Origin of the sequence: Aeromicrobium sp. (assembly GCF_036675695.1) — a bacterium.
Lineage (GTDB): Bacteria > Actinomycetota > Actinomycetes > Propionibacteriales > Nocardioidaceae > Aeromicrobium.
In genome coordinates, this window is sequence record NZ_JAKFEL010000031.1 from 1 (window position 1) to 16,509 (window position 16,509).

The 16,509-nt window shown below is 64.9% G+C and carries 18 protein-coding genes; 5 read left to right on the top strand and 13 right to left on the bottom strand.

Annotated features, from left to right (window positions below; genetic code table 11):
- Positions 1 to 39: 39 nt before the first annotated feature.
- Both nusA and rimP read right to left on the bottom strand, forming a co-directional pair.
- The gene (gene nusA / locus V6M39_RS01710; RefSeq protein ID WP_332641928.1) at positions 40 to 1,110 is read right to left on the bottom strand and encodes a transcription termination factor NusA; all 1,071 of its coding nucleotides are present in this window, start codon (positions 1,108 to 1,110) and stop codon (positions 40 to 42) included.
- Positions 1,110 to 1,562 (bottom strand): ribosome maturation factor RimP, encoded by a 453-nt coding sequence (gene rimP / locus V6M39_RS01715; protein WP_332641929.1) that lies wholly within the window; start codon positions 1,560 to 1,562, stop codon positions 1,110 to 1,112. The genes nusA and rimP overlap by 1 nt, the downstream gene beginning before the upstream one ends.
- A gap of 139 nt (positions 1,563 to 1,701) precedes the next feature.
- On the opposite strand from rimP, the gene V6M39_RS01720 reads away from it, so the two are divergent.
- Positions 1,702 to 2,187: a hypothetical protein gene (locus tag V6M39_RS01720; RefSeq protein WP_332641930.1), complete on the top strand. Its 486-nt coding sequence runs from the start codon at positions 1,702 to 1,704 to the stop codon at positions 2,185 to 2,187.
- Positions 2,184 to 2,597, top strand: a complete 414-nt coding sequence (locus tag V6M39_RS01725; RefSeq protein ID WP_332641931.1) for a DUF4439 domain-containing protein — start codon at positions 2,184 to 2,186, stop codon at positions 2,595 to 2,597. The genes V6M39_RS01720 and V6M39_RS01725 overlap by 4 nt, the downstream gene beginning before the upstream one ends.
- Here the strand turns inward: V6M39_RS01725 and V6M39_RS01730 are convergent.
- The 9 genes from V6M39_RS01730 to V6M39_RS01770 form a co-directional block, all read right to left on the bottom strand.
- Complete coding sequence (locus V6M39_RS01730; RefSeq protein ID WP_332641932.1) at positions 2,588 to 3,454, bottom strand: TylF/MycF/NovP-related O-methyltransferase; 867 nt, start codon at positions 3,452 to 3,454, stop codon at positions 2,588 to 2,590. The two genes, V6M39_RS01725 and V6M39_RS01730, sit on opposite strands and share 10 nt — an antisense overlap.
- A gap of 2 nt (positions 3,455 to 3,456) precedes the next feature.
- Entirely contained in the window at positions 3,457 to 5,202 is a 1,746-nt protein-coding gene (locus tag V6M39_RS01735; protein WP_332641946.1) for a proline--tRNA ligase, read from the bottom strand.
- Between the two features lie 40 nt (positions 5,203 to 5,242).
- The gene (locus V6M39_RS01740; protein WP_332641933.1) at positions 5,243 to 5,605 is read right to left on the bottom strand and encodes a DoxX family protein; all 363 of its coding nucleotides are present in this window, start codon (positions 5,603 to 5,605) and stop codon (positions 5,243 to 5,245) included.
- Between the two features lie 19 nt (positions 5,606 to 5,624).
- Positions 5,625 to 6,467: a GNAT family N-acetyltransferase gene (locus tag V6M39_RS01745; RefSeq protein WP_332641934.1), complete on the bottom strand. Its 843-nt coding sequence runs from the start codon at positions 6,465 to 6,467 to the stop codon at positions 5,625 to 5,627.
- Positions 6,468 to 6,512: 45 nt separating this feature from the next.
- Entirely contained in the window at positions 6,513 to 7,658 is a 1,146-nt protein-coding gene (gene ispG / locus V6M39_RS01750) for a flavodoxin-dependent (E)-4-hydroxy-3-methylbut-2-enyl-diphosphate synthase (RefSeq protein WP_332641935.1), read from the bottom strand.
- An 82-nt stretch (positions 7,659 to 7,740) separates the two neighbouring features.
- Positions 7,741 to 9,039 (bottom strand): M50 family metallopeptidase, encoded by a 1,299-nt coding sequence (locus V6M39_RS01755; RefSeq protein ID WP_332641936.1) that lies wholly within the window; start codon positions 9,037 to 9,039, stop codon positions 7,741 to 7,743.
- The gene (gene dxr / locus V6M39_RS01760) at positions 9,036 to 10,238 is read right to left on the bottom strand and encodes a 1-deoxy-D-xylulose-5-phosphate reductoisomerase (RefSeq protein ID WP_332641937.1); all 1,203 of its coding nucleotides are present in this window, start codon (positions 10,236 to 10,238) and stop codon (positions 9,036 to 9,038) included. The genes V6M39_RS01755 and dxr overlap by 4 nt, the downstream gene beginning before the upstream one ends.
- Before the next feature lie 151 nt (positions 10,239 to 10,389).
- On the bottom strand, positions 10,390 to 11,214 hold the full coding sequence (locus V6M39_RS01765) for a hypothetical protein (protein ID WP_332641938.1): 825 nt from the start codon (positions 11,212 to 11,214) through the stop codon (positions 10,390 to 10,392).
- The gene (locus V6M39_RS01770) at positions 11,211 to 12,125 is read right to left on the bottom strand and encodes an ABC transporter ATP-binding protein (protein WP_332641939.1); all 915 of its coding nucleotides are present in this window, start codon (positions 12,123 to 12,125) and stop codon (positions 11,211 to 11,213) included. Before V6M39_RS01770 ends, V6M39_RS01765 begins: the two co-directional genes overlap by 4 nt.
- 130 nt (positions 12,126 to 12,255) lie before the next feature.
- Between V6M39_RS01770 and V6M39_RS01775 the strand changes: the two genes are divergently transcribed.
- Genes V6M39_RS01775 through V6M39_RS01785 form a run of 3 tightly spaced genes read left to right on the top strand, consistent with a single transcriptional unit; the run spans position 12,256 to position 14,908 of the window.
- Positions 12,256 to 13,410 (top strand): sensor histidine kinase, encoded by a 1,155-nt coding sequence (locus V6M39_RS01775; RefSeq protein ID WP_332641940.1) that lies wholly within the window; start codon positions 12,256 to 12,258, stop codon positions 13,408 to 13,410.
- Complete coding sequence (locus V6M39_RS01780) at positions 13,407 to 14,060, top strand: response regulator transcription factor (RefSeq protein WP_332641941.1); 654 nt, start codon at positions 13,407 to 13,409, stop codon at positions 14,058 to 14,060. The genes V6M39_RS01775 and V6M39_RS01780 overlap by 4 nt, the downstream gene beginning before the upstream one ends.
- Before the next feature lie 20 nt (positions 14,061 to 14,080).
- On the top strand, positions 14,081 to 14,908 hold the full coding sequence (locus V6M39_RS01785; RefSeq protein WP_332641942.1) for a class I SAM-dependent methyltransferase: 828 nt from the start codon (positions 14,081 to 14,083) through the stop codon (positions 14,906 to 14,908).
- On the opposite strand, the gene V6M39_RS01790 is transcribed toward V6M39_RS01785, so the two are convergent.
- On the bottom strand, positions 14,895 to 16,238 hold the full coding sequence (locus V6M39_RS01790) for a flavin monoamine oxidase family protein (RefSeq protein ID WP_332641943.1): 1,344 nt from the start codon (positions 16,236 to 16,238) through the stop codon (positions 14,895 to 14,897). The two genes, V6M39_RS01785 and V6M39_RS01790, sit on opposite strands and share 14 nt — an antisense overlap.
- Positions 16,239 to 16,244: 6 nt before the next feature.
- Positions 16,245 to 16,509 (bottom strand): aldehyde dehydrogenase family protein (locus tag V6M39_RS01795; RefSeq protein ID WP_332641944.1); only part of this gene is annotated, 265 nt, incomplete at its 5' end.

Below are 16,509 nucleotides of genomic sequence, written 5' to 3' on the forward strand. Positions count from 1 at the left end.
TCTCGGCAGCCGATGCACGTACGAAGGACCTCCGTCAGTCTACCCGTTTCGCGAGGCGGCTGCGCCATCGGTTCCCGTGCCGTCTCCCGTGGCGGGGACTTCGGTGTCGGAGCGGATGTCGATGCGCCATCCGGTCAGCTTGGCGGCGAGCCGTGCATTCTGACCTTCCTTGCCGATCGCGAGCGACAGCTGGAAATCGGGTACGACGACCCGCGCAGAGCGTGTCGTCGGGTCAACCAGCGTGACGCCCTTGACCTGCGAGGGCGACAGGGCGTGAGCGATGAATTCCGCGGGATCGTCGCTGTAATCGACGATGTCGATCTTCTCGCCGTGCAGCTCGTGCATGACGTTGCGAACTCGCGAGCCCATGGGTCCGATGCAGGATCCCTTGGCGTTGATTCCGGGCACATTGGCACGTACGGCGATCTTGGTGCGGTGACCTGCCTCGCGGGCAATCGCAACGATCTCGACCGATCCGTCGGCGATTTCGGGCGCTTCCAGGGCAAACATCAGCTTCACCAGGTTGGGGTGGGTACGCGAAACCTTGACCTTGGGCCCGCGAAGGCCCTTCTCGACCTCGTAGACATATGCCTTGAGGCGCTCGCCGTGTGCGTACTTCTCCTCCGGCACCCGCTCGGACGCCACGAGGATTGCCTCAATGCGTCCTAGGTCGAGGGCAACGTCACCTGGACGGCTCTGCTGGATGACACCCGAAACGATGTCGCCGACGCGGCCGGAGAACTCGCCGTACTTCGCCTCGTCCTCGGCATCGCGGATGCGCTGCATGATCAGCTGGCGCGCAATCGTCGCGGCGAAACGGCCGAAGTCGTCCGGGGTGTGCTCGAACTCTTCTGTGAATCGTGGCTCGGGCCGTGCGACCGGCTCATCGCCGTCGACCGGCTCAGTGGGTGCCTCGTCCTCGAGACGCTCCTTGGCCCACACGATGACGTGCCCGGTCTTGCGGTTGAGCTCGACCCGCGCATTGGGGAAGGAGCCCGGCGACTTGTGATAGGCCGAGAGAAGTGCCGTCTCGATCGCCTCGACGACCACCTCGAACGAGATGTCCTTCTCGTGCTCGAGTGCTCTCAGGGCTGCCATGTCGATGTCCATCAGGCGTCCTTCCTGTTCAGCTCTGTCTGTACGAGCGCCGTAACGATCTGGTCGTATGCGATCCGCGTCGTGTCTTTCTTGGTGGTCAGCTGGACTCCGGTGGCATCGCTGTCTCCGATGCGGCCATCCAGGGTCGTGTCGTCCTCAAGCGTCACGCGTACGAGCCGACCAGCGTTGCGTCGCCAGTGGCGCGGCAGCGTGAGCGGGCGTTCGACACCGCGAGAGGTCACTTCGAGTGTGTAGGGCTCCGCGCCCATCACGTCGGAGCTGTCGAGGACTTCTGACAGCGCGCGCGTGGCGTCGGTGATGTGGTCGATGCCGATTCCGCCGTCGACGTCCAGCGCGATGCGGAGGACCTTGCGTCGGCCACCTTCGCTGAGCTCTACGGCTTCCACATCCATGCCGAGTGCGGACACACAGTCGTTCACGAGGGTCTCAAGCCTGTCAGTCATTGGCTCGTCCTCCTCTGTTCTGTTGTCGGCAGATTCTGCCGTCCCGCGATGCAGTGTGGTCCCACCCTATCGAACCTGGAGGGACGTAAGAACCGTATCGACGCAGGCCCGACTCGGCACCGTCAGATAGCCTGCCGAGGTGATCAGCCGCCGCGCCCTCCTCGGCACAGGAGCGGCCACCACCGCCGCCGCTGCCGCACTGGGCGGCGCAGCCCTCACTCACCGCCTCGACGACATCGCTCGTAGTGTCGGCATCAAGCCTCACCCCGAGCCTGATCCCTCGGACTCCAGGCTGCTGGCGCGGGTGGCGGCCGACCAGAACACCCTTCTCGCCATGGTCGAGGCAACAGCTGGTGCGCACCCCACCCTGCGGCTCGACCGCTACGTCTCCATCAGCACGTCGCACGCCACCGCGGTCGGCGTGGCCGGCAGCGTGCCGGATGTCGCCATCCCATCGACCGATCCAGCCACAGCGATCCGTGCGCTGACCTCCGCATACGCAAAGGCCGCTCGTGCGAGAGCCACCGATGCGGTCGAGGCAGTCTCCCCCGCCCTGGTCCGTGTGCTGGCCTCGATGTCGGCCGGGCTGTTCCAGTGCGCCGACGCGATAAAGGACGTGCGATGACGGCGACCGAGGCATTGCAGGGCTGGCTCGCGGTCGAGCACGAGGCGGTGTGGCTCTATCCCGTGATCGGAGCGCGACTCGACCAGCTCACCGAACGGGCGCGCGCGTCCCACGATGCACATCTCCGTACTCGCGACCACCTGCTGAACCGACTGCAGGTGCTCGATGTCGAACCAGTACCTGCGAAGTTGTCGTATGCCGTCGGATCGATGCGCACTCCCGAGCAGGCGACCCGCTTGGCACGCCGCCTTGAGCAGGCTGTCGCGGCGGCGTGCCTGACATTCGCTGGCGAGACGTCAGACCAGGACGATCAGAAGTACGCCATCACACGCTTGCGACGCGCCGCCGAGGCCGAACTGACGTGGGGCGGCCGCCCGCGCGCGTTCCCCGGATTGCCGTCTCAGCCTTGAGACCGGCGGACGAGGCGCAAACGAGCGCCATCGTCAATGCGCTCGAAATCCGTACGATCGGCGAAGAACTCGTCAACGGCCTTCGCGCAGCCTGACCACGAGCGGTAGTCGTCGATGATCAGGACGCCACCGACGCTGAGGTGCGGGACCACCCGCTGCAGCGACACCATGGTCGACTCGTACCAGTCGCCGTCGAGGTGAGCGAGTGCGATCGGGCCATCCGGATGCAACGTGTCCTCGAAGAGACCTTGAACCAACTGCACCCGGTTGTCGTCCACCGGGTAGCCAGCAGACGAGAACGCTGCCGAAACCTTGCCCAGGAGATCCTCTTCGTAGCCGTAGTACTCACTGCCGCCTGGCCCGACGGCCTCGCCACTGACAATCGCGGCGTAGCGCTTGTGGACGTCCTTGCCGTCCTGTTCAGAAGGCGGCGGAATCTGACCGAACACGTCGTAGACCGACAGCTCGCGATCGGGCTCCTTCAGCGCGGTCAACAGAATCGCCGAACCGCCTTTGGCCGTTCCGGTCTCCAGGAACGACCCCTCGATGCCGCGTGCCTGGAGGTCTGTCACGACCGCACACATCTCGACCAGCTCCGGAACCCGGATCATGGTCAACCTGTTGGACACGACGTACAGCAGGACGCGGCCTACCTCGGGTGAAAGCTCGGTATTCCCGGCCAGGATGCTGAGCACGCCGTTGTAGTCGGCCTGCATTCGTTCGTATCGCGCGCGCAGGACGCGAACCAGCTTCGGTTCCTTCTTGGGCTCACCAGCCGGAGCGGCAGGCTTTGCCTTCGCTGCTGTCGGAACTGTCCCGCCGAGACGACGTACTGCGGCTGACCTGATCCGACCCACGGCTACTCCCTGCTAGAAACTGCGTGGACGAGATCAGCGAGAGGCACGTCGTTGCGCTCTCCCGTCGCGCGATCCTTGACCTCGACAACTCCATCGGCAATGCCCTTGCCGACAACCACGATCGTAGGCACGCCGATCAACTCGGCGTCCTTGAACTTCACGCCGGGAGACACCTTGCCCACGCGGTCGTCGTACAACACCTCGAGTCCTGCGCCGATGAGCTCGTCGTACACACCTTCGGCGGCAGCAAGCACGGCTTCGTCCTTGCCTGCAGCAACGAGGTGCACGTCGAATGGCGCGAGCTCGCGCGGCCAGACCAGGCCGAGCTCGTCGTGCGCGTACTCAGCGACTGCTGCGACGGCGCGTGAGACGCCCACGCCGTACGAGCCCATCGTGACTGTGACGAGCTTGCCGTTCTCGTCGAGCACCTTGAGGTCGAGCGCCTCTGCATACAGGCGTCCGAGCTGGAAGATGTGACCCATCTCGATACCCCGTGCGAGCTCGAGCGGACCCGAGCCGTCGGGCGCCTCGTCGCCGGCGCGCACCTCGGCAGCCTCGATCGTGCCGTCGGCGGTGAAGTCGCGGCCCGCGACCAGATCGATCACGTGTGAGCCCTGCACATTGGCGCCGGTGACCCAGCGGGTGCCCTCGGCGACGCGCGGATCGGTGAGGTAACGGATGCCGGTGCTGCTCTCGGTTCCGAGCGCAGCTGGGCCGATGTAGCCCTTGACCAGTCCGGGATTGGCCTTGAAGTCCTTCTCCTCGAACGCCTCGATCTCCGCCGGAGCGACCTGCGCCTCGAGCCGTTTGGCGTCAACCTCGCGATCGCCGGGCAGGCCGATCGCGACGGGCTCGCGGGTGCCGTCGGGGTGCCGCAGGATCACCAGCACGTTCTTGAGCGTGTCGCTGGCCGCCCAGGGACGATCGTCGCGCGGGAACTTCTCGTTGAGGTGGTCCACGAGCGTCTCGATCGTGGGGGTGTCCGGCGTCTGCTCGGCGTGCGCGGCAGGCGCGGTGTCGTACGGGATCGCGTCAGGCGCGACCGTCGTGACGGCCTCGACGTTGGCGGCGTAGCCGCCGGGTGAGCGTACGAACGTGTCCTCACCCGTCTCCGAGACCGCGAGGAACTCTTCGCTGGCCGAGCCGCCCATGGCGCCGGACGTGGCCTTGACGATGACGTACTCGAAGCCGAGGCGCTCGAAGATGCGTACGTACGCCTCGCGGTGCGCCTGGTAGGACGCGTCGAGCCCGGCATCGTCGATGTCGAACGAATAGGAGTCCTTCATGATGAACTCACGCCCGCGCAGGATGCCCGCGCGGGGTCGCGCTTCGTCGCGGTACTTCGTCTGGATCTGATAGAGGCTCAGCGGCAGGTCCTTGTAGGACGAGTAGAGGTCCTTGACCAGCAGCGTGAAGAACTCCTCGTGCGTCGGACCGAGCATCATGTCGTTGCCCTTGCGGTCCTTGAGGCGAAACACGTTGGGGCCGTAGTCGGTCCATCGGCCCGAGACCTCATACGGTTCGCGCGGCAGCAGTGCCGGGAAGCGCACCTCTTGGGAACCGATCGACTCCATCTCCTCGCGGATGATGCGCTCGACCTTGGCCAGCACCTTCAGGCCCAAGGGCAGCCAGGAGTAGATGCCGGGTGCCACACGGCGTACGTATCCGGCGCGCACCAACAGGCGGTGGCTTGGGACCTCGGCGTCGGCCGGATCGTCTCGCAGGGTTCGCAGGAACATCCGACTCATACGCATGGGTCGAGCCTATCGGCCCGGGTGGTGCCTGGACTCAGCCGCGTGCGGCCTTCCGGGCGATGCGGATCATTGGGAGCTGCAACGGCAGTCGACCGATCGCAGCGGCCTTCCCCCACGTGGGTGCCTTCTCATCGCGCACGACGTCCATGGCCATCTGCACGTTGGCCGGGAACACTGCGGCCAGCAAGCCCACCGAAGCGCGGCCACCGAGCCGTCGGGTGCGCGGATGCAGCATCATCGCGCCGAGGGCGATCTCGAGGACTCCTGAGCCGAGCACGAGCTCCTTCTTGAACGGGAGTGGCTTCGGGACGATCGCGACGTACGGATCAGGCTTCACCAGGTGAAGAACACCCGATGCGGCGAATCCGATGGCGAGGGCCTTGACGTCACGACTCATGCCACGACCCTAGGCCAGATCAGAAAAGGATCGAGGCGAACGTCTCGGTGTGCTTGAAGCCAACGCGCTCGTATGCACGCCGAGCCGGGATGTTGTGGCCGTTGACGTAGAGCGTCACCGAAGGGGCCACAGACGCGCGTACCTGCTCCACAACAGCCGCAACGGCCGCCGCTGCAATGCCCTGTCCCCGCAGGTCAGGGCGCACATAGACACCCTGAAGCTGACAGGCGTACGAGGTTGCCGCGCCGACCTCGGTCTTGAACAGCACGTCGCCGTCCTCGATGATCGCGAACGCCCAGCCTTGGGTGATGAGCTGGGCAACGCGGGCCCGGTAGCCGTTGCGGTTGCCAAGCTCGGGATCCACACCGACTTCCTCGGTGAACATCGCGACACATGACGGATAGACCAGGTCGAACTCGTCGATCGCCACAGGTCGCACCCGTGGGTCAGGACGGATGTCCGGATCGTGCTCGAGCACCATGAAGGGCTGGTCGAGGCGCGGTGAACGGGCTGGGCCCCAATGCGGTTCGAGGATCTCCCACATCGGCTCAACGGCGGAACGAGGTCCGACGATCGACGACGGGCGCAGGCTCTCGCGAAGCGCGCGATCAGCAAAGGCCTCGATCGCCCTTGGCGTGGCCTGGACCGGGACGATGTTGGCGCCGGCGTGGCAGGCCGAGACAAGTTCCTCGTCCTCGAAGTAGCCCCAGATCTCACCGCCCAGCCATCGGGTCTGCAAACGGCTCGCATCGACGCGGCCACGTACGAACAGGTTGACCAGTCGATCGCGGTCGAGGAGCTCGCGGAGGACAGGCACGTCGGCGGCCGTCAACGCGCGCACCTGCGTTGTGGTCTCGAGCACGGCTGCCTCCGGGGTGAAGTGCTTTCAGCCTACTTGTCGAAGGTCTCAGCTGACGGAGACGGCCGCGCCAGCGCCTTCGACAGGCTCCATGCCCTCGGCGAGACGCATGGCCTCTTCGATCAAGGTCTCGACGATCTTGGACTCGGGAACAGTCTTGATGACCTCGCCCTTGACGAAGATCTGACCCTTGCCGTTGCCGGATGCGACGCCGAGGTCGGCCTCGCGCGCTTCGCCCGGACCGTTGACGACGCAACCCATGACCGCGACGCGCAGCGGGACTTCAAGGCCCTCCAGACCGGCCGTGACCTGCTCAGCGAGTGTGTAGACGTCGACCTGGGCGCGACCGCACGAGGGGCACGACACGATCTCGAGCTTGCGCTCGCGCAGGTTGAGCGATTGCAGGATCTGGATTCCGACCTTGACCTCTTCGACGGGCGGAGCCGAGAGGGAGACGCGGATCGTGTCGCCAATGCCCTTGCTGAGCAGTGAGCCGAAGGCGACCGAGCTCTTGATCGTGCCCTGGAACGCCGGACCGGCTTCGGTCACGCCGAGGTGGAGCGGCCAGTCGCCGCGCTCGGAAAGCATTTCGTACGCCTGCACCATCACGACCGGGTCGTTGTGCTTGACCGAGATCTTGAAGTCGTGGAAGTCATGCTCCTCGAACAGCGACGCCTCCCAGACGGCCGACTCAACGAGCGCCTCGGGCGTTGCCTTGCCGTACTTCTCGAAGATGCGCTTGTCGAGTGACCCAGCGTTGACGCCGATGCGGATGGAGACTCCGGCATCCTTCGCAGCCTTGGCGATCGCCCCGACCTGGTCGTCGAACTTGCGGATGTTGCCGGGGTTGACGCGTACAGCGGCGCAGCCGGCGTCGATCGCGGCGAACACATACTTTGGCTGGAAGTGGATGTCGGCAATGACGGGAATGTTGGAGTGCTGGGCGATCTCGGCAAGCGCGTCGGCATCATCCTGGCTCGGGCAGGCGACTCGTACGATGTCGCAGCCAGCGGCAGTGAGCTCGGCGATCTGCTGAAGCGTCGTGTTGACGTCGGACGTCAGGGTCGTTGTCATCGACTGGACCGACACGGGAGCGTCGCCGCCTACGTCGATCGAACCGACCTTGATCTTGCGGGTCTTGCGCCGGGGAGTGAGCACCGGAGGCGGCATCGCCGGCAGGCCAAGATCTGTCATGCGGGGTCCCCGCGAAAGTGCGAGCCCAAATTAGCGCTGGATTCGCAAGCAAAGTGACGGGGCGAGCAGTTTCGTGGGGTGCTCATGTCAGTTTCACCGGGTTGACGATGTCAGCGTAAATCAGGATCACACTCATCAGCATAAGGAGCGCGCCCACGCCATAGGCGACCGGCAACATCTTGGCGACGTCGACGTAGCCCGGATCCGGTCGGCCCCGCAGCTTGGCGAGGGGTCGGCGGATGGCTTCCCACAGCGCCCCGGCGATGTGTCCGCCATCAAGCGGCAGTAGCGGGATGAAGTTGAACATCGCAAGAAAGAGGTTCAGGCCAGCAAGCAGGACGAGCAGTCGCTGCGCTCGTTCGGCCCAGGTTGGATCGTCGACTGTGACGAGGTCGCCGGCCACGCGGCTCGCGCCGACGACGCTGATTGGGCCATCGACCTCACGCTCGCCACCGAAGGCGGCCTTGACCACGCCGACCATGCGTTCGGGCAGGTGGATGATCGCCGATGCCGTCTCCGTGACGTACTTCCCCATCACGTCTGCGACGTAGACGGGGCCTTGGCGCTGCATCGATTCAGTCGGGCCGACACCGAGGAATCCGACGTTGACGGTCTTGGTCGGGTCGTCGATGTCGAGTCGCGCAAGCACGGATGTCTCGACGGTCACCGAGTTGGTGGTATCGCCACGCTCGTACTCAATTGTCGCTTCGTCGTTGCCATTGGCGCGGATCAACGCAGTGAGCTGATCCCACTCGTCGATCTTGGTCCCGTTGAACGAAACGATGCGGTCACCTGGCTCCAGACCTGCCTGGCGTGCCGGAGCAATCGGGTCATCGGCTGTGCAGGCACGCCCCTTCTCGGCAGCGCTGATCGCACAGTCCGACACCGTGGCAACGGTGGTCGTCGGCTTCAATGCACCAAAGCCCATGAAGACAACGGAGAACAGGAAGACCGCGATGATGATGTTGACCGTCGGGCCGCCCGCCATCACGATCAGCTTCTGCCACCACGGCTTGCGATAGAAGAGTCGGTCGAGGTCCTTGTCATCGACGTGCTCGTACTCGGCGTTGCGGGCATCAGAAACCAGCTGAGTGAACAGGCCAGTGTTGGTCTCACGCACCTCGTGCGGGTCGGCGTCCTTGGCAGGCGGAAGCATGCCGACGAGCTTGACGTAGCCGCCGAGCGGGATCGACTTGAAGCCGTACTCCGTCTCACCGCGCTTGGTCGACCAGACGGTGTTGCCAAAGCCGACGAAGAACTGCGTGACCTTGATCCCGAACTTCTTGGCGGGATACATGTGGCCGAGCTCGTGCAGCGCGATCGACAGAACGACACCGATCACGAAGACCACCACGCCGAGCGTGTAGATCAGGCTGTTCATCGTTGCTCCACCAGTTGGGCGGCCCGGGTCCGGGCCCATGTGTCGGCGCCGAGAACGCCATCGAGGGTCACGGCCTGACGGGCGACGTCCGGATCGCCGAGGTGCTCGTCGAGGACCGCGCCCACCGTGTCAACAATGCCGAGGAAGTCCAAATGTCCTGCGACGAACGCGTCGACGCACACCTCGTTGGCGGCGTTGAAGACGGCGGGGCCTGTCCGACCGAACTCCCCCGCCTTCCGAGCCAAAGTCACCGCCGGGAAGGCCTCGTTGTCGAGTGGGAAGAACTCCCACGTCGCGGGGTTGGTCCAGTCGCACGCTGCCGCTGACCCGGGTACGCGATCAGGCCAATTGAGACCGAGTGCGATCGGCAGCTTCATGTCAGGTGGCGAGGCTTGCACCATCGTCGAACCATCTGTGAACTCGACCATCGAGTGCACGATCGACGACGGATGTACGACGACAACGATGCGGTCATAGCCGATGTCGAACAGCAGGTTGGCCTCGATCACCTCAAGACCCTTGTTGACCAGCGTTGCCGAGTTGATCGTGATGACTGGACCCATGTCCCAGGTCGGGTGAGCCATGGCCTGCTCGGGGGTGACGTCGGCGAGTTCCGCGCGGGTGCGACCACGAAACGGTCCACCGCTGGCGGTGACGATCAGGCGTTGTACGTCCTCGCGGCGTTCGCCGCGCATCGCCTGCGCCAGCGCCGAGTGTTCGGAATCGACGGGGACGAGCTGACCTGGCTTGGCCGCTCCGGTCACCAGCTCACCGCCGATGATCAGCGACTCCTTGTTGGCCAACGCGAGGGTCCTCCCCGCCTCGAGCGCCGCAAGCGTCGGTAGAAGGCCGACGGATCCGGTCATGCCGTTGAGCACGACATCGCAGTCGACGCGCGCCACTTCGCTCGCGGCCTCGGGGCCGGCAAGCAGTCGCGGCACCCGGTGGTCGCCGTTCTCGTACCCATGCTTCTGGGCCTCGGCGTACAGAGAGAGCTGTACGTCCTCGGCAGCGCTCGCCTTGGCCACGGCAACGAGCGGAACCCGGAACTGGATCGCCTGTTGCGCGAGGAGTGCGGGGTTGCCGCCACCGGCCGCAAGGGCCACGACCTCGAAGCGTTCGGGGTTGGCCGCAATCAGCTCGAGGGCCTGCGTGCCGATCGAGCCCGTCGATCCGAGAATGGCGACACGCTTGCGCATGCGGCCATTCTCTCGCACAGACAGACCTTCGGCCTATTCGCCCGGACAAAGCGATGGCGACACCCCCCGAGGGTGCCGCCATCGTGTGTAGCCCCGGGACGAGGCAGGCGGTAGTCCCACTGCCCTGTCCCCCCGCCCCGGGAGTCCGTTGCTACTTGACCTCTGTCTTGAGAACTCGACGCAGCCCGATGATTCCTGGGATGCCGATCCAGAGAACGAGCGCGAACATGAATCGCACATAGTCGATCGTTCCGACACTGACCACGTCGCCGTTGAAGTCTTCACCGGAGGCAAGTGGAGCCGCCGCGTAGTTGAAGTCGATCCACGGGATGAAGTCCTGTGCCCAGCCGAAGCTGAAGTACAGGGGCGGGTATACGGCAAGCGGCAGAAACAGCGCGAATATGTAAAACACTGTGATCGTTGCGGCCGAATTGAGGAACAGCATCGAGAGCGCAAAGGCCATCAGGAAGTACGCGATCTGCAGGCCTACGAGCCACAAGATGTCAGACATCCCGAAGTTCCACCTAGCGTCATAGCCACCGACCGCGGCACCAGCGACGTTGGCTACGGCGCCGAGGGCGACGGCGAGAACGATCGTGCCGATCGCGAGAGTCAGAACACTGACAAGTTTCGCGCCGATGATCCGGCTGCGACGCGGTTCGAGGGTGAAAAGCGATAGGTGGCTCCGCTGACCCCATTCCCCCGTGATCGTCACGATCGCGAACACAGGAAGCAGCAACGAGAGCGGGAACGACATGATCTGCGAGAAGCCGTTCGCGGTGATAGCCACGTTGTCGTTCAAGCCGACGATCAAGAGGCTGATGGCAACCGCCAGGCCGATGAGTATTCCCGTCGAGATCATCAGCCACATGCTGGCTCGGGTGTCGAACATCTTGCGAACTTCGACCCGGACCAGACGGAAGAACGGAACATCGGGCTTGTCAGTGTCAATCTTTTCCACGGTTGCAGTACTCATGCCGTGACTCCTTCAATGGTCTGGGCTTCGCGCTGAGTGTCACCGGTGAGCTCAAGGAACATCTCCTCGAGGCCAGCGCCCTCGGCCGGACGCAGTTCGATGAGTGCAACACCCGCCGCGGCAGCCGCTCGGCCGACCTCCTCCGGAGTGGCCTCGGACCGCAGACCTCCGTCGCCAGATGGAAGAGTCGCGATTCCTGCAGAGGTCAACGCATTCGCGAGAGCAGAATGGTCTCCCGCCTTGACGAAAGTTCCCGCGGTGTGGAGCAGCTCGGCCTTGGTGCCCTGAGCGACGATCTTGCCGTGGCCGATGACGATGATCTCGTCGGCAATGACCTCGATCTCGTGCAGGAGGTGCGACGAGAGGAGGACTGTGCCGCCACGGTTTGCGTACTCACGCAGGAGGCTGCGCATCCAATGGATGCCTGCGGGGTCGAGGCCGTTGGCAGGCTCGTCAAGAATCAAGATCTTCGGATCGCCCAGCAAAGAGTTCGCAATGCCAAGACGCTGACGCATGCCGAGCGAGTAGTTCCTAACGCGGCGCTTCGACTCCTCGGGCGTGAGGCTCACCAGCTTGAGCATCTCGTCGACGCGAGTCAGCGGCAGGCCCATCGTTATCGCGCTGAGGGTCAGAACTTCTCGGCCCGTCCGACCTGCGTGCTGTGCGGAAGCGTCGAGCAGCACACCCACCTGGGTGCCCGGGTTGGGGATGTCTCGGTAGTGGACACCACCAACTACAGCGTCACCCGACGTTGCAATGGTTAGTCCCGCCAAGATGCGCATGGTCGTGGACTTGCCGGCGCCGTTGGGGCCGAGGAATCCGGTGACGGTTCCTGGTCGGCACTCGAAGGAGACGTCATCGACGGCTTTGAAGCCGCCGTACATCTTTGAGAGATTCTCAACTTTGATCATGCCGATCAGTCTGCCCGAGCGTCCACGACGCCGGCATCGGTCGGAGGGCGACAATCGCGAGCCGAAAGTATGAGTCGCCCGAGCCGGTTGGGCGACGCGCCGAATGTTGCGCGACCCCTAGCCTTGTGGGGTGAAGGCAGCCGAATACCAACCCGCGCTCGGTTGGTGGAGCCATGCCTGGCGCTACGCGCTCATGCTGACGATCTCTGGTCTCGCCTGGTTCGAGGTGGTTTCCTGGCAGTGGGACAACCATCGATGGTGGTTCTGGACCGACCTCTCCCTCGGTCTCCTCGGCTTCGTGCTCGTCGCCTGGCGCCGGGTCTTCCCCGTGCAGATCGCGCTGGTCGTCAACGCCCTGTCGTTCATGTCGTGGACATCGGCCGGCCCAGCGACGCTTGCTCTGGTCTCCATGGCGACGCGGCGACGCTGGCGGGAAATCATCCCGGTCGGACTCCTGTCGCTGACCGCCGGCATCGTCCTAGAGGGATTCAACCCGGTAGGCAACGAGCCCTACGCGTTCACCATTCCGTTCATCGTGGCCATCATCGCCGTCACGGTCGGCTGGGGCATGTACATCGGTTCGCGGCGCGAGCTGATAGCGACACTGCACGAACGAGCCACCACGAACGAGGCTGTCCAGGCGGCACGGGTGGCACAGGCTCGCGCCGCTGAACGCGCACAGATCGCGCGCGAGATGCACGACGTCCTGGCGCATCGCATCTCGCTGGTGACGATGCACGCGGGCGCACTGACGTACCGAACGGATCTCAGCGCAGACGAGATGCGCGCGACTGCGGAAGTCATCCAAGACAATTCACACCAGGCGATGGTCGAGCTTCGCGAGGTGTTGGGCTTGCTTCGCGACGGCCCAGGTGACTCTGCACCGGAACTCCCCCAGCCGTCTGCCACCGACCTGCCCGCCCTCCTCGACGAGGCAAGGCGGGCCGGTATGCGGGTCGAGGCGCAGCTCATCGACCTCGACGCCGTCCCCGAGACGCTCGGCCGTACCGCGTATCGCGTTATCCAGGAGGGTCTGACGAATGCCCGAAAGCACGCGCCCAACACGTCGGTCAACGTCAGCCTCGAGGGCGGTCCCGGAGACGGACTGAAAGCGGAGGTGCGCAATCCGCTGCCCATCGGCTCCAAGCTGTCAGGCGAACCTGAGTCGGGTCTCGGGCTGATCGGTCTGGCCGAGCGCACCGCGCTGGCGGGCGGCCTGATGACCCACCGCGTGACGCCCGAGCACGAGTTCGTGCTCACGACGTGGCTACCGTGGCCGGCATGAGCACACGGGTTCTGTTGACGGACGACGATCCACTGGTCAGGGCTGGGCTGTCGTTGATCCTCGGCGGTTCTCCCGACATCACCATCGTCGGCGAAGCGGTCAACGGCGCCGAAGCCGTGAAGATCGTCCGGGCGGGCGGGGTCGACCTCGTGCTGATGGACATCCGCATGCCCATCATGGATGGCATCACCGCGACCAGTGCCCTGCTCGAGCTGCCCGATGCTCCCAAGGTGATCGTGCTGACAACATTCGATGCCGACGAGTACGTCGTACGAGCGCTGGCTGCCGGTGCTCACGGATTCCTGCTCAAGGACACCCCGCCAGCGGACATCGTCGCGGCAATCGGCAAAGTCGTGGGTGGCGAGCCGATGCTGTCTCCGACCATCACAGCGCAGCTCATCCGCCAGGTCACGGAGGCTGCGCCCGACGAACGAAGCGATGAAGCCTTGGCCCTGGCCGACAGCCTGACTGCCCGAGAGCGCGAAGTCGCCGTCGCTGTGGGTCGGGGCTCTTCGAACGCCGAAATCGCTGCTGACCTGCACATGAGCATTGCCACCGTGAAGGCGCACATCTCGCACATCTTCACCAAGCTCGACGTGACCAATCGCGTGCAAGTTGCAATTTGCATGCATGACGCCGGACTGCTCTGACAGCCGCTACATTTCTGCGCATGCCGGATGACTATCGCGACATAAACCGCGCCAACTGGGACGAGCGCGCACCAGCCCACGTCGACTCCCCCGGCTATGCCGTGAACAAGTTCCGAGCGGACCCTGAGTACATCTCCGACGTGGTCCGCTTCGACCTGCCCCTGCTTGGCTCCGTCGAAGGGCTGCGCGGGGCGCATCTGCAGTGCCACATCGGCACCGACACCATCTCGCTCGCCCGCCTGGGCGCGCAGATGACGGGACTCGACTTCAGCCCGGCCGCGATCGCCGAGGCGCGGCGACTCAACGAGCAGCTCGGCCATGACGTCGAGTTCGTCGAGGCAGAGCTCTACGAGGCGACCAACTTCCTGCCAGCCCATTCGTTCGATCTGGTGTTCACGGGCATCGGCGCAATCGGCTGGCTGCCTGACATCGAGCGCTGGGCCGCCGTCGTCGCGACCCTCCTCTCCCCCGGCGGTCGACTGTTCATTCGCGAAGGGCATCCCGTCCTCTGGTCACTGGGCGACCGCACCGACGGCGTGCTCGCGATCGAGCATCCGTACTTCGAGCAGGAGGAGCCGACGGTCTGGGACGAGCCGGGCACATACGTCGAGACCGACACCGAGTTCGAGCACACCGTGACGCACGAGTGGAACCACGGCATCGGCGAGATCATCACCGCGCTGCTCGAGGCCGGCCTGACGATCACCGGGTTCGTCGAGCACGACAGCGTGCCCTGGGAAGCGATCGCTGGTCAGATGGAACTGCTCCCGAATGGCGAGTGGAGACTTCGCAATCGACCGCATCGACTCCCCCATACCTACACGCTGCAGGCCATCAAGCTGGACTGAGGTCGGGGCCGGCCCAGACATCCTCGATGGGGATGGCTCGACCCAGGACGTTGACCGCAGCCCGATGCCCTGCGCACATCGCAGCCGGCACCGTGGCCGGGTCATCCGTCCAGGTGGCCTCGCCGGCGACATGCAGGACGCCACCGACCGGCGTTGCGAGGTCGTCGTGGTCCGCCGTCGTCGCGCCCACCTTCATGTAGGCGAATGAGCCGCGAGCAAACGGATCATCCTGCCAGGCAGTGACGTGCACATCCGTTGGTTCCTCGACCCGATCGCCGTACAGCCGCCTCAACTGGGCGAGAACAGACTCGGCGATCCGCGCATCGTCCCAGCGCCGCGTCGCCTTGGCCGCAGGTCCAGCCGCGAAGGTGAGCAGCGTCGGCGTTCCGTCGACTGCCGTGAGGTCGTACCAGGAATGCCACCACTCACCCTCCGGCCCTTGCTGACGGATCGCATAGACGTCGTCATCCCAGAACTTCGTCGCGAAGCGAAGGAAGACCTTCTCGAAGGCGTTCATCTCCAGGCGATCCAACGCGCTCGCATTGGGCTCAGGCAGCGGCGGCTCGATGACGAAGTCGTCGCCCTTCAGGACACCCACTGGCACCGTGACGACGGCCGTGCCCGCCGAGAACGTGTCTCCGTTGACCGTGACTGTCACACCGTCGGCTGACCAGGTCACCTGCGAGACGACGTGATCGAGGCGGACGTCGAGCCCCTTCGCCAGATGCGCGGGCAGGCGGTCGTAGCCGTCGGGAAACACCACCTCGTCGCCATCGATCTCGTCGTTGTCGAGCCCGTGCGCGGCGAGGTCCTCGATCCATGCACCAAGCTGCTCTTCAGTCCGATGACTGAGGAACTCGCGCACTCGATCGGCTCGCTCGCCCTCCCAGCCGAGTGATGCGAGAGCAGACTCGGTCATCTTGGAGTAGGAGGCATCGGGTTCCGACGAGGCGATCAGGCCCACCAGCGCAGCGTCGACAGCGTGGATGTCATCTGCGAAGCGCTTCGCGTCGATGTCTGAAAGCCGCTCCGCTCCCGGACCGAAATAGGCGATGGGACGCCCGTCCGGCTGGTAGCTGCCGACCGTGTACTCGTGCATGGGCATACCGAATGCCACCGCTGCTGCTGCGACCGGGCTGTCATCGATTCCATGGATCCACGACGCGCCCCGATCCATCACGTGCCCATCCGAGCGGTCGGTCCAGACCCTGCCACCCACCCGGTCGCGGGCCTCGAGGACGACGACTTGTCGGCCGGCCCGCGAAAGGAGACGGGCAGCCGTGAGTCCGGCGACTCCCGCACCGACGACGATGGTGTCGTAGTGATCCATCGGGCGTCAGGCGTCCAGGTTGGTCATGACGTGCTTGATGCGGGTGTAGTCCTCGAGTCCGTACATCGAGAGGTCCTTGCCATAGCCCGAGTGCTTGAAGCCACCGTGCGGCATCTCGGCGACGATAGGGATGTGGGTGTTGATCCAGACGCAGCCGAAGTCGAGCCGCTTGGCCATCCGCATCGCGCGGCCATGGTCCTTGGTCCACACCGACGACGACAACCCGTACTCGACACCGTTGGCCCAGCGCACCGCCTCGTCCTCGTCGCTG